The following is a 20,775-nucleotide window of genomic DNA, read 5'->3' on the forward strand; positions in this document are numbered from 1 at the left end:
TGATATAAATTTCCAATAAATTAAATGTAAATTCATATTTAATACAATTTATAAATATTTTAACACTTTAAATATAACTCACTATTCACATACGTTAATAGTAGTACACTCTATGTAACTTTAAAATCCAAAATCCTAGAAAGTTCTATTTACAAAATCCAAGATTTTGAATTTATCTTATTGTTTAATTTTAGTATTTGATTTAAAATGTTTCTTATAACATAAATTAACATAATTTTGAGGTGATAATTTGTTTATTATTAATTTTATTCGTGGCTTTTTTATGGCCTTAGCTGATAGTGTTCCTGGAGTTTCAGGTGGTACTATAGCATTTATACTTGGTTTTTATGATGATTTTATAAATTCACTAAACTCATTGATATCAAGAGATAATATGGATAACAAAAAGAACTCTTTAATTTTCTTATTTAAATTAGGAATTGGTTGGGTTACTGGAATGGTATTATCAGTACTATTCTTATCATCAATATTCGATGCTCAAATCTACAAAATAAGTTCTTTATTTACTGGATTTATAGTAGTTTCAATTCCATTAATAATAAGTCAAGAGAAGGATTCTATAGTTGGAAAATACAAAAATATTTTATTTACTATTATAGGAATCACTATAGTAGCTCTTATTACTTACTTCAATCCAGCATCTTCTAATGGTGGTCTTAACCTTTCATTAGATAGCTTGTCAATCGGATTAGGTATATTTGTATTTGTAGCTGGTATGATAGCTATTTCTGCAATGGTACTTCCAGGTATATCAGGTTCAACATTACTTTTAATATTTGGACTTTATACCGGAATAATAGGTGCTGTAAAAGAAGTTCTTACTTTTAATTTCTCTTACTTACCAATATTAATAATATTCGGTTTAGGAGTATTAACTGGTATAGCAACAACAATAAAAGTTATTAAATTCGTACTAAAGAAATACAGATCTCAAACAGTATATTTAATATTAGGACTTATGATTGGTTCTCTATATGCAATATTTATGGGACCTACAACTTTAGAAGTAGCAAAACCAGCTATGAACTTATCAAGCTTTAGCTTTATATTCTTCATTATTGGTGGAGCATTAATATTAGGATTAGAAAGATTAAAAGTAGTTTTTGAAAGTAAAGAAACTAAAAATATATCTAAAAATAGAAAAGGAGCTTAATTAAGCTCCTTTTTCTATATTCAAATTAATATAAGTTATTATATCCCTACATTTCCACTATTAATACCTTGAACTGATTCACTTAATGGAAGCCAATTTAATATTTTTAAAATATATTCATCCCAAAAATACCAGTTATGCTCTCCTGGTCCCTCTTCATAAGTTACATCAAAACCATTTTCTATTAATACTTCTCTAAACTGTCTATTCGCATCTATTAAGAAATCTTCAGTGCCACAACATAAGTATATCTTAGGAGCTGCCTCTACTCCAGATAATTTCTTAGCTAATGCTTCATAATCTTTATCGCTTCCTTTTATCTTTGATACATCACCAAATACCCCTGTGTAATATTGGCGACCACCCATCATAGCCGTTATTCCTTCTTCTGTCCCATATACAACTTCATCTAAAACAAGTCCTGATGAAAGTCCTGCTACATATCCAAATGTATTATAGAACTTAAGTCCATTAACTATGGCTCCATATCCCCCCATAGATAATCCAGCTATAAAAGTATCTTCTCTCTTATGAGATAAGTTGAACATCCTTCTTGTCATTTCAACTAGTTCTTCACCTATAAAGTCGCTAAATCTCTCACAAGTGTACTCATTATTTATATAAAACTTATTTTCTCCCGAAGGCATTACTACTGCTATATTCTTTTCTTGAGCCCATGATTGTATTCTTGTTCCACTAATCCAATCACCATTATTTCCAAATATACCATGTAGTAAGTATAAAGTTTTAAAAGGTTTAACTTCTTCCTCTTTATCAAACACCAACTTATCTACAGGTAAAATAACATTAATACTAACTGTTCTCATTAATGTTTTTGACATAAAGTCTACTTTTAATTGTGCCATAGTATTCTCCCCTTTTACATCTATCAAAAATTATTATGCTATATTTTCTTTTGCATATAAAACTGCTCCTAAAATATTTGAATCATTGCTATATAAACAACGTTCAATCTTAGTAGTACATATATCCATAAAATATACCTTCATACTACTAAATTTTTTTCTTACAAGATCAATAAACCAATCTTCTTCACTAATTCCACCACCTAAGCATATGACCTGAGGATTAAAGAATAAAACAATGTTATATAAACCTACACAAATGTTATCTACCCAATCATTAATGGCTTCTACTGCTATTTTATCACCATTTAAATACTTCTCACATACGTCTGTACCATATTTTAAGCATTCAGTAGTTTTGCTATTATAAATATCAATTAAAGCTGACATCGAAGCAATTGTAGCAAAAAACTTTCCTTTTCCATTCTTATAATCTAATAATAAAGGGGAAAATTCTCCTGCTATACCATTCATCCCCTTGATAACTCCACGGTCATCACAAATGCATCCACCAATTCCAGTTCCAATTACAAAATAAGCACTAGACTTAGTCCCTTTACCATTGCCTATTTTAAACTCACAATATCCTGCTGCTTTAGCATCATTAAGAGTGCAAACCTTCTTGCTTGTCCTTTTTGATACCTCTTCATTTACATTTGTGCCACACATAACGCATACATTGGGAGCTGCTTTAGATAATACATTAGAATTACTATCAATTACTCCAGGTGCTGATATACCTATCGCTTCATACTCATAATTCTCTAAGCCATCACATAAATAATCATAAAATTCATCTTTACTTTCTTTCATTTCAGAAGGCTTTTTCCACTTTTCTACTACATTATTATTCTCATCTATTAATGCATATTTTATAAAAGTTCCTCCAATATCAATTCCTAAATACATTCTTTTTCTCCTCATAATCTCAAGTCTTTTTATTTAATATTCATTACTTTCATTCTGAAGCTTATATCCTATCATTTACTTTTGTTTTTTCTATAAGCATTAGGTGTCATGTTATATTTCAATTTGAATTTATTTATAAATGCCATTTCATTTGGAAAGCCACACTCTAAAGATATATCTATAACTTTTTTATCTGAGTTTAAAAGTAAATGTACTGCATTCTCTAATCTTATTTCTGTTAAGTATTTATGAAATGTTTTTCCCAAGCACTTTTTAAATAATATTGAAATATTTTGTGGCGTATAATTAAATTTTTCAGCTACATAATTTAAAGTTATATTCTCTTTATAATTAAAATTTATATAGTAAATTATTTTATTTATCGTATCATTAAAATTACTAGTAACAATATTCTCTTTAGCATAATTCTCATCTTCAACAATAGTAGTTAATAATAATAATAGATTAGCCTTATATTTCATTTGAGAAATATAATTATTAACTTCTATATGTTTTATAACATTTTCATAATAAAACAAAAATTTTGATATATTACTTATCTTGAATATCTTTAATGTAAAATCATCACGATTTAAATATTTTAATAAGAAATCATACTTAATGTGTAGACATTGATGATTACCACTACTACTTATTGATTTTATGCCATGCAATGTAGTTCCACCTATAACAATTGCCTCTCCATCACCTACTAATATATTTCCATTCGCCGTAGTAACTTCAATACTGCCTTGGACCATATATATTATTTCTAGAGACTCATGCCAATGCCTCCCAATTACCCCGTTACCAGTTGAAAATTGATCACAATAAGTGCATATATTATGGGGATCATTTATCCATGGTTCACCTATCTTTTCAAAAGGTTCATACTCATTTTTATATTCAAAATATACAGTATCACCAACATTAAATACCTTTATAACTTGATCCGATTCTTGAACATCTACCATAATAACCTCTCCCCATTTCACTAATAAATTTTATTAACTACTAATCAAGTATTTCTCCATTAGATTCAATAACCTTCTTATACCACTCAAATGATTTTTTCTTACTTCTTTTTAATGTTCCATTTCCCTTATCATCCATATCAACATAAACAAATCCATACCTCTTCTTCATCTCTCCAGTACCAGCTGATACTAAATCAATACATCCCCATGGTGTATATCCCATCAAATCTACTCCATCATATTCAACAGCTTTTTTCATTTCAACTATATGTTTTCTTAAATAATCTATTCTATATTCATCATTTATTGATCCATTTTCTTCAACATTATCTATTGCCCCTAAACCATTTTCTACTATCATTAATGGTTTTTGATACTTATCGTATAATCTATTTAATACTATTCTTATACCTTGAGGATCTATAGGCCATCCCCATTGTGATTCTTCTAAATAAGGATTTTTTACTCCTCCTAATTGATTTCCTCCAGTCTTATTCTTATCTTCCTTTGTTGAAACAACACCAGAGTTATAATAACTAAATGCTATATAATCTACTGTACCTGCTTTTAGTATCTCATCATCTTCATCCTCTTTTTCTAAGGTTATATTTAATCTTTCTAATTCTTTAAGCTTATAAGATGGATAATATCCTCTAACTTGTACATCTAAATAAAAATCCTTAAATCCTCTATCTAGTTCCATAGTTTTTATTACATCATTAGGATTGCAAGTTTCAGGGTAAAATAGTATATTTGCTACCATCAATCCTATTTTAAATTCTGGATTAATCTTATGGCCTAAAATAACAACCTTTGCACTGCTTAATAATAAATTATAGATAGCTTGTTGTTGCCTCTGTAAATTTGATGCTTCAGTTATTCCTAATGTAGTATAATCTCTTAAGAAATTAACCTCATTAAATGTCATCCAATACTTAACCTTATTCTTATATCTATTAAATATAGTCTCACAATATCTTTCAAAGAAACCAATAGTCTTACGATTTAACCATCCATCATATTCAATAGCTAAATTTAATGGAATATCAAAATGATTAATTGTTACTACAGGTTCAATTCCATACTTAAGTAATTCATCAAATACATCATCATAGAATTTTAAACCTTCTTCATTTGGTATTTTATTGTCGCCATTTGGAAAAATTCTTGACCAATTTATAGACATTCTAAAGCACTTAAATCCCATCTCAGCCATTAATGCAATATCTTCCTTATAATGATTATAAAAATCTGTTGCTACATGACTTGGGTAATATATATTTTCATCTATGTATGCCTTAGCTCCTTTTGGTAAATCTTCAAATCTATTTATAGCCTTTTTTGTTCCATCTTCTAATTCAATTGTTATTTTTCGCGGTGTATGTTGATCACCATCTGTAATTACATCTGCAGTCGCTAATCCTTTACCTCCACTAATATATCCACCTTCATATTGGTTAGCAGCTGTAGCTCCTCCCCATAAAAATCCTTCAGGAAAACTCATAATAATACTCCTCTCACCATTTTAAATTTCAATATTCAATATAAAGAAAGGTTGAATTAATAAAAATTCAACTTTTCTTTATTCCTTTTATATTAATCAGCAGCAATTTCACTTGCCTTTAACATTTCTTGTTCATCTTTATAAGCATTAGCATCATCTACCATAAAGAATGGTAAGTACATTAAGAAATGAATTGTTACTGATACTCCCCATATTAATAATAGATTTAATCCACCACTCATTACTGAACTAACAAATCCAGGAGTAACCCATGGTAAAGATATAGTTGGATTTAATGTCACTGGTAGAATATTAACTAATAATATTGCTACAGCCCCAGATGCTAAAGATGTAAATACCATTGGAATAAAGTATAGTGGGTTTAACATTGTTGGGAATCCAAAAATAATTGGTTCATTAATATTAAATATATTTGCTGGTATAACTAACTTTCTCATTGATTTATACTTTTCAGATTTTGCAAACAACGTCGCAATACATAATCCTAAAGTATTACCGTTTCCTCCAACATATACTGCCGCACCTACTATAGAGAATGTTAAGTATGGTAATGCTTGTCCTGCTAAGAAAGCTTCTGTATTTGCAGTACCTGCTGCCATTAAAACTGGTATATAACAACTCAATATAGGACTTGGATGAATCCCAAAGAACCAACATAAATTCATAAAACAATACATAAAAATCAATGCCCAAGGTGATGTACCAAAATACATAACTGGCTTAGAAATTACCTCTGTTATAAATGTAAATATATCTCCATATGATGTTAAAGAAATACCCCATTTAATCATGAATACCCCAAAGAATAAGATCATTGCAACAAATGTTGGTGCTAATGAATCAGCAACCATAGGTGGTACTGAATCCGGAAGTTTTAATTTTAAGTTTTTATTCATTAATTTACAAAAAATCCAAGGTGTTAATAGACCTACGATCATAGCAACAAAAATACCATTGCTTCCCATATTACTTGTCAACAATGACGTAGCCATAACTCCATCAATTTCTGAAGTTTTAATTGGCATTAATGTAATAAATACTGCTGCTGATACTACTGCTCCTGTGATAGCATTTTTTCCTTCAATCTTTGTATAGTTATAAGAAATACTTATAACTACATAAATAGCTAATAATGATAACGTTAATGATATAAAATCTTGTGCAACTTGATATAGTCCCATACTTACTAAGAAATTTTGCCATGGAGTAATAGGTAGATTTCCTAATACTGCAATTGCTGCTGTTCCTAAAGAAATTGGCATAGTTGCCATAAACCCAGCTGTTAATGCTCTTATAAACTTATTAGTTGATACTACATTAGCAAAAGGTCCCATTACTTTTTCTATTCCGCTTTGAAATTTGTCAAAAAAACTCATTTTTTTCTCCCCCTTTTATTTGTTTACAATTTAAATTTTAATATCGTTTACATATATTGGGTATGTGATTTTTCAAAAAAAGACCTTAAAAAATTAAAACCTTTACTTAAATTATATATTATACAAATATGTTGTTTTTTCAAAAAGTGAAATTTTCATACAACTTTACTTATATTCGAATTCTTACTTATATAAAAAAAATCCACAATCCTTTTTATTAAGGTTGTGGATTTTTACTGGTACTCCCAACAGGAATCGAACCTGTATCTATCCCTTAGGAGGGGACTATTCTATCCATTGAACTATGAGAGCACACTAGCTAAATATATTTTATTACATCTATTTATATATGTCAAATTTTTCTACTTTGCCTATTTTACATATTTATCATCTTAGAATCTTTGATATTAATCACATTATCTTTAATTAAGAATATTATAATAAAATTATTATATATTGGTGTAGGAATTCCTATTTTTAGTCCTATAGCTACTTCATATTCATCTTGTAAATAATCATCTTTATTTATTTTTTTAGAATATAATAACTCTGCATCTCTCAAACAATAAGTAGCGTCTCTACCAGCAAAAATATTTACCTGAATTTTTATATATAGTGCTAACACTCTTATTAAAGCTTCTTCTATTTCATTATTTTTAGTATCTCTTACATGTAATTTTGATATACCCTTATTACATCTACTATAATCACCTAAATAATCTAAAACTATTCCCCACTCTTCAACCTTGTTGTATTTAGGTGTATCTGACTTAAAACTAACTATAACCTTAGCTTTATATAACTCCGAATTTTCTTTTAAGAATTCTTTATCTCCATAAACTATTGCCTTTAACGCTAATGGAAGCTCTTCTCTAAAAATCTTATCTCTAATAATAGTTTTAGACAAATCTGAATCTAAACTTATTTGAAGATATACTTTTAATATATATCTCCCATCACTCTCTTTCCATTCAGCTAATACTTCATCTCTTGTTTCATTTGTTTTTTCATAGTTATATTTTTTATCTATAGTTAAAAATAAATCTGCTGTTTCATCAGAATGAGTTAATGTATATTTTCTATCTTTTTTATTGTTGATATCTATGTCTTTATATTCTACAAATAATTTTTCCGGAATAAATTTAGACACTTTAAGTCTCCTCTTATAATTTTTAGTTAATTTCATTATATGTTTTTAAAATTTATTGTTCACTACAAATATTATCCTTTATTTTTGGTTTAATTTGGTCTTTAAAATTTAAAAAAGTTGCTATTTTCAAAGCTTTATAACTATACTTTCAACCAATAAAAGCATAGATTTTAAATTTTACTTATAGTATACTTTAAATAAGTTTATAAATTTAAGGGGTTGAATTGAATATGATTAGAACTATAATTTGGTTTATTTGGTTTGCTATTAGTTTAATAATAAGCATACCTTTTGTTTTTAGAGTTAACTACTTAATAAAAAAAGATAGAATTGAAGAAAGTAAGAAACTTATTCATAAATGCACAAGTCTTTGGGCTAAATCACTATTGAAAATAGCTGGTGTAAAAATAAATGTTAATGGTATTGAAAATATACCTAATGATAAAACTGTATTATTCATAGGTAATCATCAAGGTAACTTTGATATTCCAATATATCTTTCTACTATGCCTATATTAATAGGTTTTGTTGCTAAAATAGAAACTGAAAAAATTCCACTAGTTAGAACTTGGATGAGATTAATGAAGTGCGTGTTCATGGATAGAAGCAGTCTTAGAAAATCTAGCGAAGCTATCATTCATGGAATTAAAAATCTTAAAGCCGGTTATAATATGGTTATTTTCCCTGAAGGTACAAGAAGTCGTGGGGATAAAACTGGTGAATTTAAAGCTGGCAGCTTTAAATTAGCTACAAAATCAAAAGTTCCAGTTATACCTGTAACTATGAATGGTTCTTATAAAATCATGGAACATGGTAATGGACCTTGGATCAAACCTGCAAATGTAGATCTAACAATTCATGCTCCAATTGATACTTCTTCATTAACTAAAGAGGAAATTGATAATTTACCATCTAAAATTGAAGAAATAATTTGTTCAAAATTACCTAAGTAATTTAAAAATGGCTTGAATATTCAAGTCATTTTTTTATAAAAAAATAGAGTAAATGGCATTTCAAATACCATTTACTCTTAATGACACAATAACACAATAGTCTATTTGGTTATTAATAAATAGCTATCTCGCTTTATTATTTTAAATGTTTATTTTTAAATGTCAAACCTATATTCTTACCTTCAATTACTTTTTATGTAAATGACAACGTTTTCTATGGTATTTCTGATATTATTTTTTTATTTTACAATAAATACTTGATGCATAAACTTAGATTTTACTATATACTTAGTAAAGTCGATAAAAAGTAACGTAATTTAAATTGATTTAAATATATAGGTTTTTAACTCTAGAGAAATAGTAATTAACATAAATAAGAAAGAGGTATTATATGACAAATTTAACATTTAAAGATTTAGGATTAAGAGAAGGTTTATTAAGAGCTATAGATGATTTAGGCTTCACATCACCATCTCCAATCCAAGCAGAAAGTCTTCCTGTAACTTTACAAGGCTTTGACATAATAGGTCAAGCTCAAACAGGAACTGGTAAAACTGCTGCATTTGGTTGTGCGATAATAAACAACATAAAAAATAGAGATTCAATAGCTTCTATAATATTAGCACCTACAAGAGAATTAGCACTACAAGTTCATGATGAGTTAATTAAATTAACAAAGTACGAAAAACTTAACATAGTTGCTGTATACGGTGGAGCACCTATTCATCATCAAGCTAGAGACTTAAAAAGAGCTAATATTGTAGTAGGAACTCCTGGTAGAGTATTAGACCATATTAGAAGAGGAAATTTACCATTAGATAAAGTAGAAGTTTTTGTTTTAGATGAAGCTGATGAAATGTTAAACATGGGATTCATTGATGACATGGAAGAAATCATGAAGAGTATTCCTGAAGAAAGACAAACTTTATTATTCTCAGCTACAATGCCAGCACCAATAAAAAAATTAACTAAGAAATACTTAAAAGATGATGCTAAACATATAGCTATTGCTAAAACAGAAATGACTGCATCAAAAATAACTCAATACTTCTACGAAGTTCATGGAGATCAAAGATTTGAAGCTCTTTGCAGACTTATAGACTTTGATATGCCACAATCATCAATCATCTTCTGTAGAACTAAAAAAGGTGTAGATGATTTAGTAACAGCTATGCAAAGCAGAGGTTACATGGTTGAAGGTATGCACGGAGATATGTCTCAAGTTCAAAGAATGAAAACTTTAAAGAAATTCAAAGATGGAGCTTTAAAATTCTTAGTAGCTACTGATGTTGCTGCAAGAGGTATAGACGTTGAAGGTGTAACTCACGTAATTAACTATGAATTACCACAAGATATCGAATCTTATGTACATAGAATAGGTAGAACTGGTAGAGCTGGTAGAGAAGGAACTGCTTACAGCATAATCACTCCAAGAGAATTTGGATACTTAAGACAAATTCGTAATACAACTAAGAGTGATATCATAAAGAAATCTGTACCTACAGTTCAAGAAATATACAACAATAAGTTTGCTAATATGATAAATGAAGTTAGCTCAATAATTGATGCTAAAGATTATGATAAGTTTGTAGATGTTGCTAAAGAATTAAATGAAAGATATGATGCAGTTGAAGTTATTGCTTCATTAATGAAGAGTCAATTTGATACTAACCTTTCATTTGACTATTCAACAGATGCTTTAGTTGCACCTAAGAGTCAAGACGTAAGATTATTCTTCTCAGCTGGTAAGAGAGATGGATTAACAATAAAGAATTTAATAAATTACATAAAAGATAATGCTAAAGTTGGAGCTTCTCAAATAAGAAATGTTGATATAATGGAAAACTTCACATTTGTAAATGTTGATGAAGCAATCCACCAACAAGTATTAACTAAATGTTCAGGAAACAAGATTAATAAGAGAAAGATAAACGTTGAAGTAGCTACTGGTTCAAAAGGAAAAGGTGGCAAAAGTGGCGGTAAAAATAAAGGATTCAACAGAGATAGAAAAAATAAATAATAACATAAATTAAAGCTAAAGAAGTGTTTTATCACTTCTTTAGCTTTTTGTTTACACCTTCTATTAAGTAAGTTAAATGTTCCACATCTGCTTTAGCTCTTTTAAGCATCTTAGTTCTTTCTTCAGCCTTCTGAATAGCTTCTTTTGCTTCTTCAAAATCTTTTGCTTTGATTGATTTATTTGCATATTCTATTAAATAATCTATTTTTAGTACCATTTCAGCTAGGTCTTCTCTACCATCATTAACCAAATCTAATAAAAGACTATATATTTTTGGTGACGTTTTTTGTTTTGCATCTCTTAATAAATCATTATTCTTGCTAGTTATTTTTCCCATAAAAATTCCTCCAATTTATCCTTAACTATATTTTTGTCTTTTTTGATAAATTATATTTATTACAACATATTATTCAGAATAGTACAACCTATTTAAGATAATTTAAAAACTTTTATATAAGCATAAAATCATCTCCAAGAATATTATTCAGAATATTCATTATATTAAAATATATTAATATTATAATTTCATTTTTTATTTTTTCGCTTCTCTCATTTGTATTTAACCCCAAAATATTTAATTAATAATTTTTTATTATATTACTATAAAAACAACTTTTTATTTATTAAATAAATCATTTAAAACTATATTTTATATAATTTTACTATTTTTTATGATTTTATAATACATTTGATTCTATATTATTCAACCTATCTATACTTTTGTTTTAAAATTATTTTTCTGAAAATTGAAGTATTTTTTTATATTTATTTCTTTGTAAATATATGTTATGTAATTTAATGTAATTAATTCTATAACTTTCATATTTTTGCTTGCATATATTATAAAAACAGATGGAGCAAATTATATTATATTTTTACATGAAATTTATGGTTATTACATTATTATCCATAATATTTCTTATTTCGATATTTTTATAAAGTAAAAAATCATAATTTTTAAACACACTATGATTATATTTTTAATACATATAATTATAATAGATGTTTATGATTATTTTTAATAAGGTTAGATTATATTTTTCTTTTAATAAAATCATGTTTAATTAAAATATTATATAAAATCTATAAAAAAAAGACTAAGTTAATTGAATTACTTAGTTTTAAATAAACAAGATAGTTCAAATAGCTTAGTCTTATTAATTATAACTTTTTAACAAATTCAGATTTTAAGCTCATAGCTCCAAATCCATCAATTTTACAGTCTATATTGTGGTCTCCATCTACTAAACGTATATTTTTAACCTTTGTACCAGCTTTTAAAGCAGATGAGGCACCTTTTACTTTAAGGTCTTTTATTATTGTAACAGAATCACCATCTTTTAAGATATTTCCATTAGCATCTTTAACAACTAACTCATCCTCATTATTTTCACTTACAGAATGTGTATTCCACTCATGTCCGCATTCTGGACAAATAAATAGATTTCCGTCTTCATAAGTATATTCTGAATTACATTTTGGGCAATTTGGTAGATTATCCATAATTCACTTTCCTCCACTTGTAAATAAATTTATTGTTATTCCTCATTTATAAACTAATAATACTAATTTAATAAAATTAATACGAGGAACTAATTGTAGGTCTTTATGATATCATAGTCTATTAATAATGACAAACCTTAACGTTTAGTCTAGTTTTTGCATTTTTAAAATAATTTATTAACCTTATACGCCCTAAATAAATAATATAGATTATAACCTAATTTAATATTTATGGGCGGTGATTAAAATGATTGAAGTAATTACTCCTTCAAGTAATTATTATGATGATGCTAGACAAGAATGGAATAAATCTATAGATAAATATCCAACTGCAATTGCATATTGCAAGACATTTGATGATGTAAAAAAAGCAGTATTATTTGCAAGAAAAAATAGATTTAAGCTTAGAATTCGTTCTGGTGGTAATAATTATGAAGGTTTCTCTATTGATGATGGATTATTTATTATAGATATTAGTAATTTAAACAGAATTAATATTAACTATGAAAATAATACTTTTACTGCAGAAGGTGGCGCTCTATTAGGCCAATTATATAACTTTCTTGGATCGAACGGTTATCCATTCCCTGGTGGCTCCTCTCCAACAGTTGGCATAGCAGCATTAACTCTTGGTGGTGGTTGGGGATATTCAAGTAGATATTTAGGACTTTCCTGTGATAGTTTAGTAGAAGTTAAATTAGTTAATTATGAAGGTTCTTTACTAACTGCAAATAAAGATACTAATTCAGACTTATTCTGGGCCTTAAAAGGTTGTGGTGGTGGAAACTTTGGTATAGTTGTTTCATTAACATTCAATCTACCTCCAAAAGTTGATTTAGTTACTACTTTTAATATTTATTACTCAAATATCAATAAAGATAATCAAATAAAATTCTTAGATACATGGCAGCATTGGATAACTAATTCTCCAGATAAAATAAATATGAAATCTAGTATAGCAAACTCAGCTTACGATGGTTATTATATTTACTGTACTGGACTACTCTATGGAACCCCTAATGAATTAATGGATATTTTATCACCTTTTATGAATATAGAAGGTTGCAATTTAACTTATGAAAATGTCTCTTTCCTTCAATCTACTGAAATAATTGGATCTTTCTATAATCAATATGAACGGTTTACTTCATATAGTAGATTCGTATCTAGAGAATACTCTTATGATGAGATTTCAAAATTAGTTGATATAATAAACGAACAACGTCCTGAAGGCTCTCAAACCACTTTATTAAATCTATATGGCCTTGGAGGTAAAGTAAGTAAAATAGATAAATCTGATACAGCTTTTTACTATAGAAATAGCAATTATATTATTGCTATCGAGTCTGACTTTGAAGATAACGAATATAAAGCTGAAAATACTAAGTGGATAGAAGAAAAATCAAGATTTATTTATAATATAACAGATGGCTCATATATAAACTTTCCATATTATCCACTTGATAATTATCTATATGAATATTACGGAGATAACTCTATCTATCTTCAACGAATAAATAAAAAATATGATCCTTTTAATACCTTTGACTTTCAACAAGGTATAAGATAATTTAATTATCTTCTTTAATAATAGAAATAAGCTTTAGAATGAGAGTATTCTTAAGCTTATTTCTTATTATTTTCTTTATATAAAATTTTACTCTTACCTCCATTTAGAATATACGCTTACAGTTTCAATATCTTTTTAGATAATATTATTACGCGAATCAGATAATTTACTGATCAAATCTAAGAATTGTAGCTTTACTTATGATACGGTTCATTCTTCATTATTCTAAAAGCTCTATATATTTGCTCTAATAACATTACTCTAAATAATTGATGTGGGAATGTCATCTTAGAAAAACATATTTTATAATTTGCCCTCTTAATAACATCTTGTGATAACCCTAGACTGCCTCCTATAACAAAAGTTATGTTAGAGTTACCCATAACCCCTTGAGTCTCAATAAACTTTGAGAACTCTTCTGAGGTCATCTGTTTAGCATTTAAGTCCATAGCTATAACAAACATATTATCTTTAATCTTAGATAATATTAGTTGTCCTTCTTTATCTTTTATAATTAACTCCTCTTTTTCCGATGCATTATCTGGAGTTTTTTCATCCGGTAATTCTATTATATCTAGTTTGCAGTATCTCCCTAGCCTTTTTGCATATTCGTCTATTGCTAACTTTAAATATTTTTCTTTTAACTTTCCTACTGAAATTACAGTTATGTTCATCTATCTTTCCTCCTATGTTAAATACTAAATATCATTCACAAGTATAATCACTAACTTCTACTATAGGACTTATTTCTTTTAACCTATCCTTCTTTGGTATATATACTTTTAACTTTCCATCTTTAAAAACGGCCTTAATATTATATGGGTCTATATTTTCCACATAAAAATCTTTTGATATATCATTTCCACCTTGTATTACAGCTATAGCAACATTTTTACCATTAGAGAATACTTGATTTCTCTTTATATTTATAGATATATAATTATTGGTATAATCTATATCTATATCTTTTTTTGAAACCCCTGGTAAATCTGCTTCTATCAAATATTTTCTTTTATACTCTTTACAATCTATATTTAAGTTTACCATATTCTCTAGAGTATTAACCATATCATTTACAATATCACTATTTAGCACACTATCTACTATATTATCTATTAATTGACTATTGTTTATTACAGAGTCAAATACATTAGAAAATACGTATGAAAATACATCAAACATAGTATCCTCCATCATAATAATTATAACTTAATATACTTTATTTAATTTGACCATATATTGATACAAAAACATACGTATTAATTAACTTTAAATATTAATATCCTATACTATCATTTAAAAAGATTACGTGTATTCTATTTTTATCTTTTTGACTTTTTATAAGAGTATATTCTCTGCATATTTTTTCTGCACTCTTACAATCCATACAGTATCCAACCTTAGTACATGGAGTGCTTTTATTTAATCTCTTTGCATTTGCTGGTGCTGCGATTTCTCTATTCCTTTTTATAGCCTCATCTAAGTTCTTAACTATCTTATTTACCCCTGCAACTATTATAACCTTCTTTGGCCCAAATAAAAGAGCTGCAACTCTATTACCATTTCCATCTACATTATACAACTCTCCATCTTCAGTAATTGCATTCGTACTTGAAAAATACGCATCTGCAAAAAAGCTTTCTCTATATATTCTATCTATATCCATTGCTGATAAGCCTTCTTTTGCTCTATCTAAAAAGTCATATCTTCCACTTCTTAAATGATCCATAACGCCTGTCTCCACTAGTGACATAGATCCTCCACAACTCACCTTATCCCCTTCATTAGTTAGGCTTATTATCATATCTATCAACTCTTCTTTGCTGTTTACAATATACCCATTCATATTATTCTTTTCTAATGAATTAATAGTTCTTAATATTTTCTCTTCATTTACCCATTTAACATTACTATCCATAAACTCTCTCCTTTTATTTAATACAACTTATAAAAAAAGAGCCTTGATATTCAAAGCTCTTTTGTAAACTATATTATTTTCCACAACATTTCTTATATTTCTTTCCGCTTCCACATGGACATGCATCGTTTCTACCAACTTTGTTTTCATTTCTAACCATAGTTGATTCTCTGTATGCTTTTTGAATTTCTTTTCTCTTTTCTTCTGAGAATATAGCATCCCATTGTGGTAAGTTATATAAGTATTCAGCCTTAGCTTCTAACATATTGAAGTATAATTTTTCTAAATCGATATCTAAAGCTATTTCATCATTAGCAGTTAAATTTTCTAAGTCATATACAGTCTTTAAGCTTTCATTTATTCCATCAACGAATCCCATGATAAACTCTTCTGTTGTATCATATTTCTTAGCAAACTCAGCAATTGTTATTGTTTGAACTTCAGTATGTTTTGCTAATAAATCCTTATAGATTCTGCTTTCAATCTTAGTGTACTCTGCCCAGAAAGCATTTTCACCTTTTGTCTTAACGTACTCTACAACCATATCTGTCCATTGCTTATATAAACTCATTGTAATTTCTCCTCTTCTTACGATGTTATATTACATGTTATCTTATTACATAATTATACTAAATATTTACTATCTTTTTCAATACTTAAGCATCTGTTATTTTAACTAAATACTTACTTCTATTCTTACAATACTCACATTGCTTGTCTTCACATTCTTCCATAATAGGGAATGTTTCATATTCGTTAATTAAGTCATCCATAATATCATCTATATGTTCTTCACATACATACTTTATCATAATTTTCACCTACAGCTTTACTATTTCACTTGGATTATTTCTATTAGCCATGCTTAGAATAACATCTGATCCGATATTAACTCCACTATTCGTCAATACATCAACAACAGTTTGGTATGCTAAATCTGGATGATTATTAGTATTACTTAAATGTCCTAATATTATTTTCTTTCCTAATCCAGCTTTTAATATATTAACTATTGCTTTTCCACAATCTTCATTGGATAAATGGCCTATCTCACTTAAAATTCTTCTTTTTAAGTTATATGGATATGGACCATACTCAACCATACTTACATCATGATTACTTTCTAAAAGCATAACTTCTGAATCCTTAATATTATCCCAAATTTCTTTAGTAAATATTCCAAAATCAGTTGCAACACTAGCTTGTTTATTACCTAGGTTCACTGTATATCCAACTGGAGCTGCTGCATCATGAGGTATATTAAATGATTTAATATCTAAATCATTTATTGATACTACGGATCTTTTATCCATAACCTTTATATTATGCTCTTTTATCTTTCCAATGCTTTTTTCCATAGCCTGCCATGTATTTCGCGGGGCATATATAGGTATATCATATTTTCTTGATAAAATACCTACACCTTTAATATGATCGCTATGCTCATGTGTTATGAATATTCCATCAAGTTCTTCCGCCTTTTGCCCAATACTCTTTAAAGCTTCATCTATCTTTTTCCCTGGTAACCCAGCATCTATTAATATTTTAGCTTTTTCAGATCCTACAAAAATACTGTTTCCACTACTTCCACTATATAATGAGCAAAATATCATTTGTTTTCCCCCAATTATCTATCTTCTCTTCTTATGTCAGCTCCTAAAGCTCTAAATTTATTTTCAATATGAGGATATCCTCTATCTATGTGTTCTATATCTATTATTTCAGTTTCTCCATTAGCTATTAATCCTGCTATTACCATTGCAGCTCCAGCTCTTAAATCTGTAGCTCTAACTCTGCTTCCTGCTAAAGATTCAACACCATCTATTATAGCTGTTCTTCCTTCAACCTTGATTACAGCACCCATCTTCTTTAATTCATCAGTATGCTTATGTCTATTTTCCCATATACTTTCTACTACTAAGCTTCTTCCTTCAGTTATGCTTAATAGAGCTGCCATTGGCTGTTGTACATCTGTTGGGAACCCTGGATATGGAGCTGTCTTTACATTTACTCCCTTTAAAGGTTTATCAACAGTAACTCTAATACTGTCATCACCCTCTTCAACTATAGCTCCAACTTCCATAAGCTTTGCAGAAATTGATTCTAAGTGCTTTGGAATAACATTAGTTATAGTTACATCACCTTTTGTTGCTGCTGCAGCTATCATAAATGTTCCTGCTTCTATTTGGTCTGGAATTACACTATAATTACATCCATTTATAGATTTAACACCCTTAATTCTTATAACATCTGTTCCAGCACCTTTTATATCAGCACCCATTTTATTTAAGAAATTAGCTACATCTACTACATGAGGTTCTTTTGCTACATTTTCTAATATAGTTGTTCCTTCTGCCATAGTAGCTGCTATCATTACATTTATAGTAGCTCCTACTGAAACAACATCAAAGAAAATATTTGCACCATGTAATTCATCAGCTTCTACTGAAACTGCCCCATGTTCTATAGTTACTTTAGCTCCTAATGCCTCAAATCCTTTTATATGTTGATCTATTGGTCTAACCCCTATAGGACATCCACCTGGAAGTTCAACCCTAGCTTTTTTAAATCTAGCTAATAAAGAGCCTATAAAATAATAAGATGCTCTCATTCTTCTTACATCTTCTGTACATGCATTTACAGTTGTTATATCAGTAGCATCTATTTCTAAAGTATTATTATTAATTTTGTTTACAACACATCCAAGACTTTGTAATATTCTTTCTAAACAATGAACATCTTCTATGTCCGGTATATTATCAATAATACACTTTTGATTACTTGCTAAAACTGCCGCTGGTAAAATGGCAACTGCTGCATTTTTAGCACCATTAATTTCAACAGACCCTCTTAAGGCATTGCCTCCATTTATAATTAAAGTTTCCATCCTATTCACCCTTATCTATTTTTATATACATTAATCTATCCTATTTTTCATAAAATTATCCAAAATATATCTCAAGAGGTAATTTTTTAACTATTCCTCTTTTAAGTTAACCTCATTTATTATATCATAAACTAATAAGTAGTTAATAGGTTTTTTTCTGCCAAAAATCCTTTATTTTCACCGTATATATTATATTAGTGAATATATTGTTTGAAAACCTATATACTAATATGATATAATTTTTAGAAAGTATATACAAAAATTTACTTGTGAGGTTATAATATGAAATATTATCTAGTTGCATTATTCGATGATGAATCATACAAAAACTTAAGCCCTATACAAAGAAATTTATCAAAAAAATATAGAGCTAACAGAAACTCTCCAATTCCATATATTCCATTAGAAATTTTAGAAAATCCAAATATAGATAAGCTTAATACAGTTGTTGATAAAATAGTTAAGCCTTATAAAAATTTTAAAGTAGAGGTTTCTTCAAAAGTTAGCATTTGTGATTCTAGTAAAACATTAAATTTAGAAATCGAAGATGTTGGATATATTAAAAGATTAAATAGATTATTATCTGATAACCTTCAATTACATGGATTTAATGTTAAAGGAATTGAATCTGATAAAAATTTACAGCTTACTTTAGCTAATATAAGTTATAATAACAAAGACAATAAAAGAGTTATCGCTCCATTAGATTCAAGATTTAACCTTTCAACTTTAAAAGTAAATAGACTAGAATTATGGAAAATATCTAATACTAGGAGAGAAACTTTAATTCAAACATATCCTTTAAAAGATTTTTAATTTTCTATTAGATTTTTAGCATTGACTATTTTTTATAGTCAGTGCTTTTTTTATAAAAATTTATTTTTTTGTATTCGTTTACCAACCTTTTCAAGAGTAAATTCTTTCTGTAAAATATATTATATTAATCCTAATTAGGAGGTTATTTATGAATATTTCATCTATAGTTGAATCACAACTTGAAAAAAATAAGCAACTTTTAATAAACCATGAGCTTCCTGAATATAAGCTGTGGGTTAGAAAGCATCTTGAGCTTCATGTTAAATTAGGCTCAATTGCTGAAGAAACTAAATGCTATACTTACTTAGAAAATGTTTCTTCAAGCTTAAATAAAGACATTATATTTAAAAAATATGTTGATTTTCTTGCTCATATAATTAGCTTAGGATTATATAGAGAATATATATCAGATTATGAGGTACAACTTAAACCAAATGATTATTGTTTAAGTGACCAATTCTTAAATTTATATATAGATATAAATGATTTAATAGTATCAACATCTTCTGATCACTTTTTAACTTTATTGGAAGATACTTTAAGTCTTGGAGTAACTCTTGGATATTCTGAAAAAGATATAATAAATTCTTTTATTTATGGAGATTAATATTAAGAAACTCAAAAGAGTTTCTTTTTTTTATATAATTAATCCATTAATTTCACATAATATACTTGAGGTGATTATTAATGATTGGATTTATATGTGCTATTATTTCAGGCATATCAATGACTATTCAAGGCGTATTTAATACTAGGCTAAATGAAAAAATAGGTTCATGGGAAACTACTACAATAGTTCAAGCAACAGGCTTAGCATTAGCATTAATAATTTTATGCTTTTTCAGAAAAGGTGATTTTGGTGCTATAAAAGAAGTCAATAAACTCTATCTATTAGGGGGATTTATAGGCGTAGTAATTACTTATACTGTTATGGTTAGTATTGGTTCATTAGGAACTACCCTTGGAATTGGAACTATTTTAGTTGCTCAATTAGCTTCAGCTGGACTTATAGATTACTTTGGTTTATTTGGCTCAGAAAGAAGTAGTTTTGGAATAAGCCAAATAATAGGAGTAATCGTTATGATTGCAGGTATTGTAATCTTTAAATGGAAGCATTAAAAAAGTGCGAAG

The 20,775-nt window shown here is 27.9% G+C and carries 22 protein-coding genes and 1 tRNA gene; 7 read left to right on the plus strand and 16 right to left on the minus strand.

The window, feature by feature from the left end:
- Window positions 1-250: 250 nt before the first annotated feature.
- Entirely contained in the window at window positions 251-1,174 is a 924-nt protein-coding gene (locus tag ARA56_RS11180; protein ID WP_055266711.1) for a DUF368 domain-containing protein, read from the plus strand.
- Between the two features lie 38 nt (window positions 1,175-1,212).
- Here ARA56_RS11180 and ARA56_RS11185 read toward each other — a convergent pair whose 3' ends face one another.
- The 7 genes from ARA56_RS11185 to ARA56_RS16315 all read right to left on the minus strand — a co-directional run bounded on the left by ARA56_RS11185 (window position 1,213) and on the right by ARA56_RS16315 (window position 7,977).
- A complete protein-coding gene (locus ARA56_RS11185) occupies window positions 1,213-2,040 on the minus strand; it encodes an alpha/beta hydrolase (protein ID WP_055266713.1) in 828 nt (275 codons plus the stop codon).
- A gap of 33 nt (window positions 2,041-2,073) precedes the next feature.
- A complete protein-coding gene (locus tag ARA56_RS11190; protein WP_242855939.1) occupies window positions 2,074-2,949 on the minus strand; it encodes an ROK family protein in 876 nt (291 codons plus the stop codon).
- A gap of 71 nt (window positions 2,950-3,020) precedes the next feature.
- Window positions 3,021-3,923 (minus strand): helix-turn-helix domain-containing protein, encoded by a 903-nt coding sequence (locus ARA56_RS11195; RefSeq protein ID WP_055266717.1) that lies wholly within the window; start codon window positions 3,921-3,923, stop codon window positions 3,021-3,023.
- Window positions 3,924-3,963: 40 nt separating this feature from the next.
- Window positions 3,964-5,430 (minus strand): glycoside hydrolase family 1 protein, encoded by a 1,467-nt coding sequence (locus ARA56_RS11200; protein ID WP_055266719.1) that lies wholly within the window; start codon window positions 5,428-5,430, stop codon window positions 3,964-3,966.
- A gap of 92 nt (window positions 5,431-5,522) precedes the next feature.
- Window positions 5,523-6,827, minus strand: coding sequence for a PTS sugar transporter subunit IIC (locus tag ARA56_RS11205; RefSeq protein WP_055266721.1), 1,305 nt, complete (start codon window positions 6,825-6,827; stop codon window positions 5,523-5,525).
- Between the two features lie 237 nt (window positions 6,828-7,064).
- Window positions 7,065-7,139, minus strand: a tRNA-Arg gene (locus ARA56_RS11210).
- Window positions 7,140-7,203: 64 nt separating this feature from the next.
- The gene (locus ARA56_RS16315) at window positions 7,204-7,977 is read right to left on the minus strand and encodes a staygreen family protein (RefSeq protein WP_070205692.1); all 774 of its coding nucleotides are present in this window, start codon (window positions 7,975-7,977) and stop codon (window positions 7,204-7,206) included.
- Window positions 7,978-8,207: 230 nt separating this feature from the next.
- Between ARA56_RS16315 and ARA56_RS11220 the strand changes: the two genes are divergently transcribed.
- Both ARA56_RS11220 and ARA56_RS11225 read left to right on the plus strand, forming a co-directional pair.
- Window positions 8,208-8,930: a lysophospholipid acyltransferase family protein gene (locus ARA56_RS11220; protein WP_055266723.1), complete on the plus strand. Its 723-nt coding sequence runs from the start codon at window positions 8,208-8,210 to the stop codon at window positions 8,928-8,930.
- Window positions 8,931-9,321: 391 nt separating this feature from the next.
- Complete coding sequence (locus ARA56_RS11225; RefSeq protein ID WP_055266725.1) at window positions 9,322-10,950, plus strand: DEAD/DEAH box helicase; 1,629 nt, start codon at window positions 9,322-9,324, stop codon at window positions 10,948-10,950.
- Window positions 10,951-10,981: 31 nt separating this feature from the next.
- Here the strand turns inward: ARA56_RS11225 and ARA56_RS11230 are convergent, their stop codons facing one another.
- Window positions 10,982-11,287 (minus strand): hypothetical protein, encoded by a 306-nt coding sequence (locus ARA56_RS11230; protein WP_055266727.1) that lies wholly within the window; start codon window positions 11,285-11,287, stop codon window positions 10,982-10,984.
- Between the two features lie 824 nt (window positions 11,288-12,111).
- Window positions 12,112-12,453, minus strand: a complete 342-nt coding sequence (locus tag ARA56_RS11235) for a zinc ribbon domain-containing protein YjdM (protein ID WP_055266729.1) — start codon at window positions 12,451-12,453, stop codon at window positions 12,112-12,114.
- A gap of 247 nt (window positions 12,454-12,700) precedes the next feature.
- Here ARA56_RS11235 and ARA56_RS11240 point away from each other — a divergent pair, with 247 nt between their 5' ends.
- Window positions 12,701-14,023 (plus strand): FAD-binding oxidoreductase, encoded by a 1,323-nt coding sequence (locus tag ARA56_RS11240; RefSeq protein ID WP_055266731.1) that lies wholly within the window; start codon window positions 12,701-12,703, stop codon window positions 14,021-14,023.
- A gap of 194 nt (window positions 14,024-14,217) precedes the next feature.
- Here the strand turns inward: ARA56_RS11240 and rlmH are convergent, their stop codons facing one another.
- The 7 genes from rlmH to ARA56_RS11270 all read right to left on the minus strand — a co-directional run bounded on the left by rlmH (window position 14,218) and on the right by ARA56_RS11270 (window position 18,828).
- Entirely contained in the window at window positions 14,218-14,697 is a 480-nt protein-coding gene (gene rlmH, locus ARA56_RS11245) for a 23S rRNA (pseudouridine(1915)-N(3))-methyltransferase RlmH (protein ID WP_055266733.1), read from the minus strand.
- A gap of 31 nt (window positions 14,698-14,728) precedes the next feature.
- On the minus strand, window positions 14,729-15,205 hold the full coding sequence (locus ARA56_RS11250) for an Hsp20 family protein (protein ID WP_055266735.1): 477 nt from the start codon (window positions 15,203-15,205) through the stop codon (window positions 14,729-14,731).
- 94 nt (window positions 15,206-15,299) lie between these two features.
- Window positions 15,300-15,941 (minus strand): lactate utilization protein, encoded by a 642-nt coding sequence (locus tag ARA56_RS11255; RefSeq protein ID WP_055266737.1) that lies wholly within the window; start codon window positions 15,939-15,941, stop codon window positions 15,300-15,302.
- Window positions 15,942-16,014: 73 nt separating this feature from the next.
- Window positions 16,015-16,512 (minus strand): SEC-C metal-binding domain-containing protein, encoded by a 498-nt coding sequence (locus ARA56_RS11260; RefSeq protein ID WP_055266739.1) that lies wholly within the window; start codon window positions 16,510-16,512, stop codon window positions 16,015-16,017.
- A gap of 85 nt (window positions 16,513-16,597) precedes the next feature.
- Window positions 16,598-16,753, minus strand: a complete 156-nt coding sequence (locus ARA56_RS16320; RefSeq protein WP_070205693.1) for a CxxH/CxxC protein — start codon at window positions 16,751-16,753, stop codon at window positions 16,598-16,600.
- A 9-nt stretch (window positions 16,754-16,762) separates the two neighbouring features.
- Window positions 16,763-17,554 carry an MBL fold metallo-hydrolase gene (locus ARA56_RS11265; protein WP_055266741.1) on the minus strand — a complete coding sequence of 264 codons (792 nt, stop codon included), beginning with the start codon at window positions 17,552-17,554 and terminating at the stop codon, window positions 16,763-16,765.
- Between the two features lie 14 nt (window positions 17,555-17,568).
- Window positions 17,569-18,828: a UDP-N-acetylglucosamine 1-carboxyvinyltransferase gene (locus ARA56_RS11270; RefSeq protein ID WP_055266743.1), complete on the minus strand. Its 1,260-nt coding sequence runs from the start codon at window positions 18,826-18,828 to the stop codon at window positions 17,569-17,571.
- Between the two features lie 282 nt (window positions 18,829-19,110).
- Here ARA56_RS11270 and ARA56_RS11275 point away from each other — a divergent pair, with 282 nt between their 5' ends.
- The 3 genes from ARA56_RS11275 to ARA56_RS11285 all read left to right on the plus strand — a co-directional run bounded on the left by ARA56_RS11275 (window position 19,111) and on the right by ARA56_RS11285 (window position 20,763).
- Window positions 19,111-19,644 carry a hypothetical protein gene (locus ARA56_RS11275; protein WP_055266745.1) on the plus strand — a complete coding sequence of 178 codons (534 nt, stop codon included), beginning with the start codon at window positions 19,111-19,113 and terminating at the stop codon, window positions 19,642-19,644.
- A gap of 148 nt (window positions 19,645-19,792) precedes the next feature.
- The gene (locus ARA56_RS11280) at window positions 19,793-20,251 is read left to right on the plus strand and encodes a dUTP diphosphatase (RefSeq protein WP_055266747.1); all 459 of its coding nucleotides are present in this window, start codon (window positions 19,793-19,795) and stop codon (window positions 20,249-20,251) included.
- A gap of 80 nt (window positions 20,252-20,331) precedes the next feature.
- Entirely contained in the window at window positions 20,332-20,763 is a 432-nt protein-coding gene (locus tag ARA56_RS11285) for a DMT family transporter (RefSeq protein WP_055266749.1), read from the plus strand.
- The last annotated feature ends 12 nt before the right edge of the window (window positions 20,764-20,775 follow it).

Source organism: Clostridium disporicum (assembly GCF_001405015.1).
Classification (GTDB): Bacteria; Bacillota; Clostridia; order Clostridiales; family Clostridiaceae; genus Clostridium; species Clostridium disporicum_B.

Bases quoted from the DNA above. Each gene is read 5' to 3' on its own strand.
- ARA56_RS11185 (WP_055266713.1), bottom strand. From the start codon at position 2,040: ATGGCACAATTAAAAGTAGACTTTATGTCAAAAACATTAATGAGAACA.
- ARA56_RS11190 (WP_242855939.1), bottom strand. From the start codon at position 2,949: ATGTATTTAGGAATTGATATTGGAGGAACTTTTATAAAATATGCATTA.
- ARA56_RS11195 (WP_055266717.1), bottom strand. From the start codon at position 3,923: ATGGTAGATGTTCAAGAATCGGATCAAGTTATAAAGGTATTTAATGTT.
- ARA56_RS11200 (WP_055266719.1), bottom strand. From the start codon at position 5,430: ATGAGTTTTCCTGAAGGATTTTTATGGGGAGGAGCTACAGCTGCTAAC.
- ARA56_RS11205 (WP_055266721.1), bottom strand. From the start codon at position 6,827: ATGAGTTTTTTTGACAAATTTCAAAGCGGAATAGAAAAAGTAATGGGA.
- ARA56_RS11220 (WP_055266723.1), top strand. From the start codon at position 8,208: ATGATTAGAACTATAATTTGGTTTATTTGGTTTGCTATTAGTTTAATA.
- ARA56_RS11225 (WP_055266725.1), top strand. From the start codon at position 9,322: ATGACAAATTTAACATTTAAAGATTTAGGATTAAGAGAAGGTTTATTA.
- ARA56_RS11230 (WP_055266727.1), bottom strand. From the start codon at position 11,287: ATGGGAAAAATAACTAGCAAGAATAATGATTTATTAAGAGATGCAAAA.
- ARA56_RS11235 (WP_055266729.1), bottom strand. From the start codon at position 12,453: ATGGATAATCTACCAAATTGCCCAAAATGTAATTCAGAATATACTTAT.
- ARA56_RS11240 (WP_055266731.1), top strand. From the start codon at position 12,701: ATGATTGAAGTAATTACTCCTTCAAGTAATTATTATGATGATGCTAGA.
- rlmH (WP_055266733.1), bottom strand. From the start codon at position 14,697: ATGAACATAACTGTAATTTCAGTAGGAAAGTTAAAAGAAAAATATTTA.
- ARA56_RS11250 (WP_055266735.1), bottom strand. From the start codon at position 15,205: ATGTTTGATGTATTTTCATACGTATTTTCTAATGTATTTGACTCTGTA.
- ARA56_RS11255 (WP_055266737.1), bottom strand. From the start codon at position 15,941: ATGGATAGTAATGTTAAATGGGTAAATGAAGAGAAAATATTAAGAACT.
- ARA56_RS11260 (WP_055266739.1), bottom strand. From the start codon at position 16,512: ATGAGTTTATATAAGCAATGGACAGATATGGTTGTAGAGTACGTTAAG.
- ARA56_RS16320 (WP_070205693.1), bottom strand. From the start codon at position 16,753: ATGATAAAGTATGTATGTGAAGAACATATAGATGATATTATGGATGAC.
- ARA56_RS11265 (WP_055266741.1), bottom strand. From the start codon at position 17,554: ATGATATTTTGCTCATTATATAGTGGAAGTAGTGGAAACAGTATTTTT.
- ARA56_RS11270 (WP_055266743.1), bottom strand. From the start codon at position 18,828: ATGGAAACTTTAATTATAAATGGAGGCAATGCCTTAAGAGGGTCTGTT.
- ARA56_RS11275 (WP_055266745.1), top strand. From the start codon at position 19,111: ATGAAATATTATCTAGTTGCATTATTCGATGATGAATCATACAAAAAC.
- ARA56_RS11280 (WP_055266747.1), top strand. From the start codon at position 19,793: ATGAATATTTCATCTATAGTTGAATCACAACTTGAAAAAAATAAGCAA.
- ARA56_RS11285 (WP_055266749.1), top strand. From the start codon at position 20,332: ATGATTGGATTTATATGTGCTATTATTTCAGGCATATCAATGACTATT.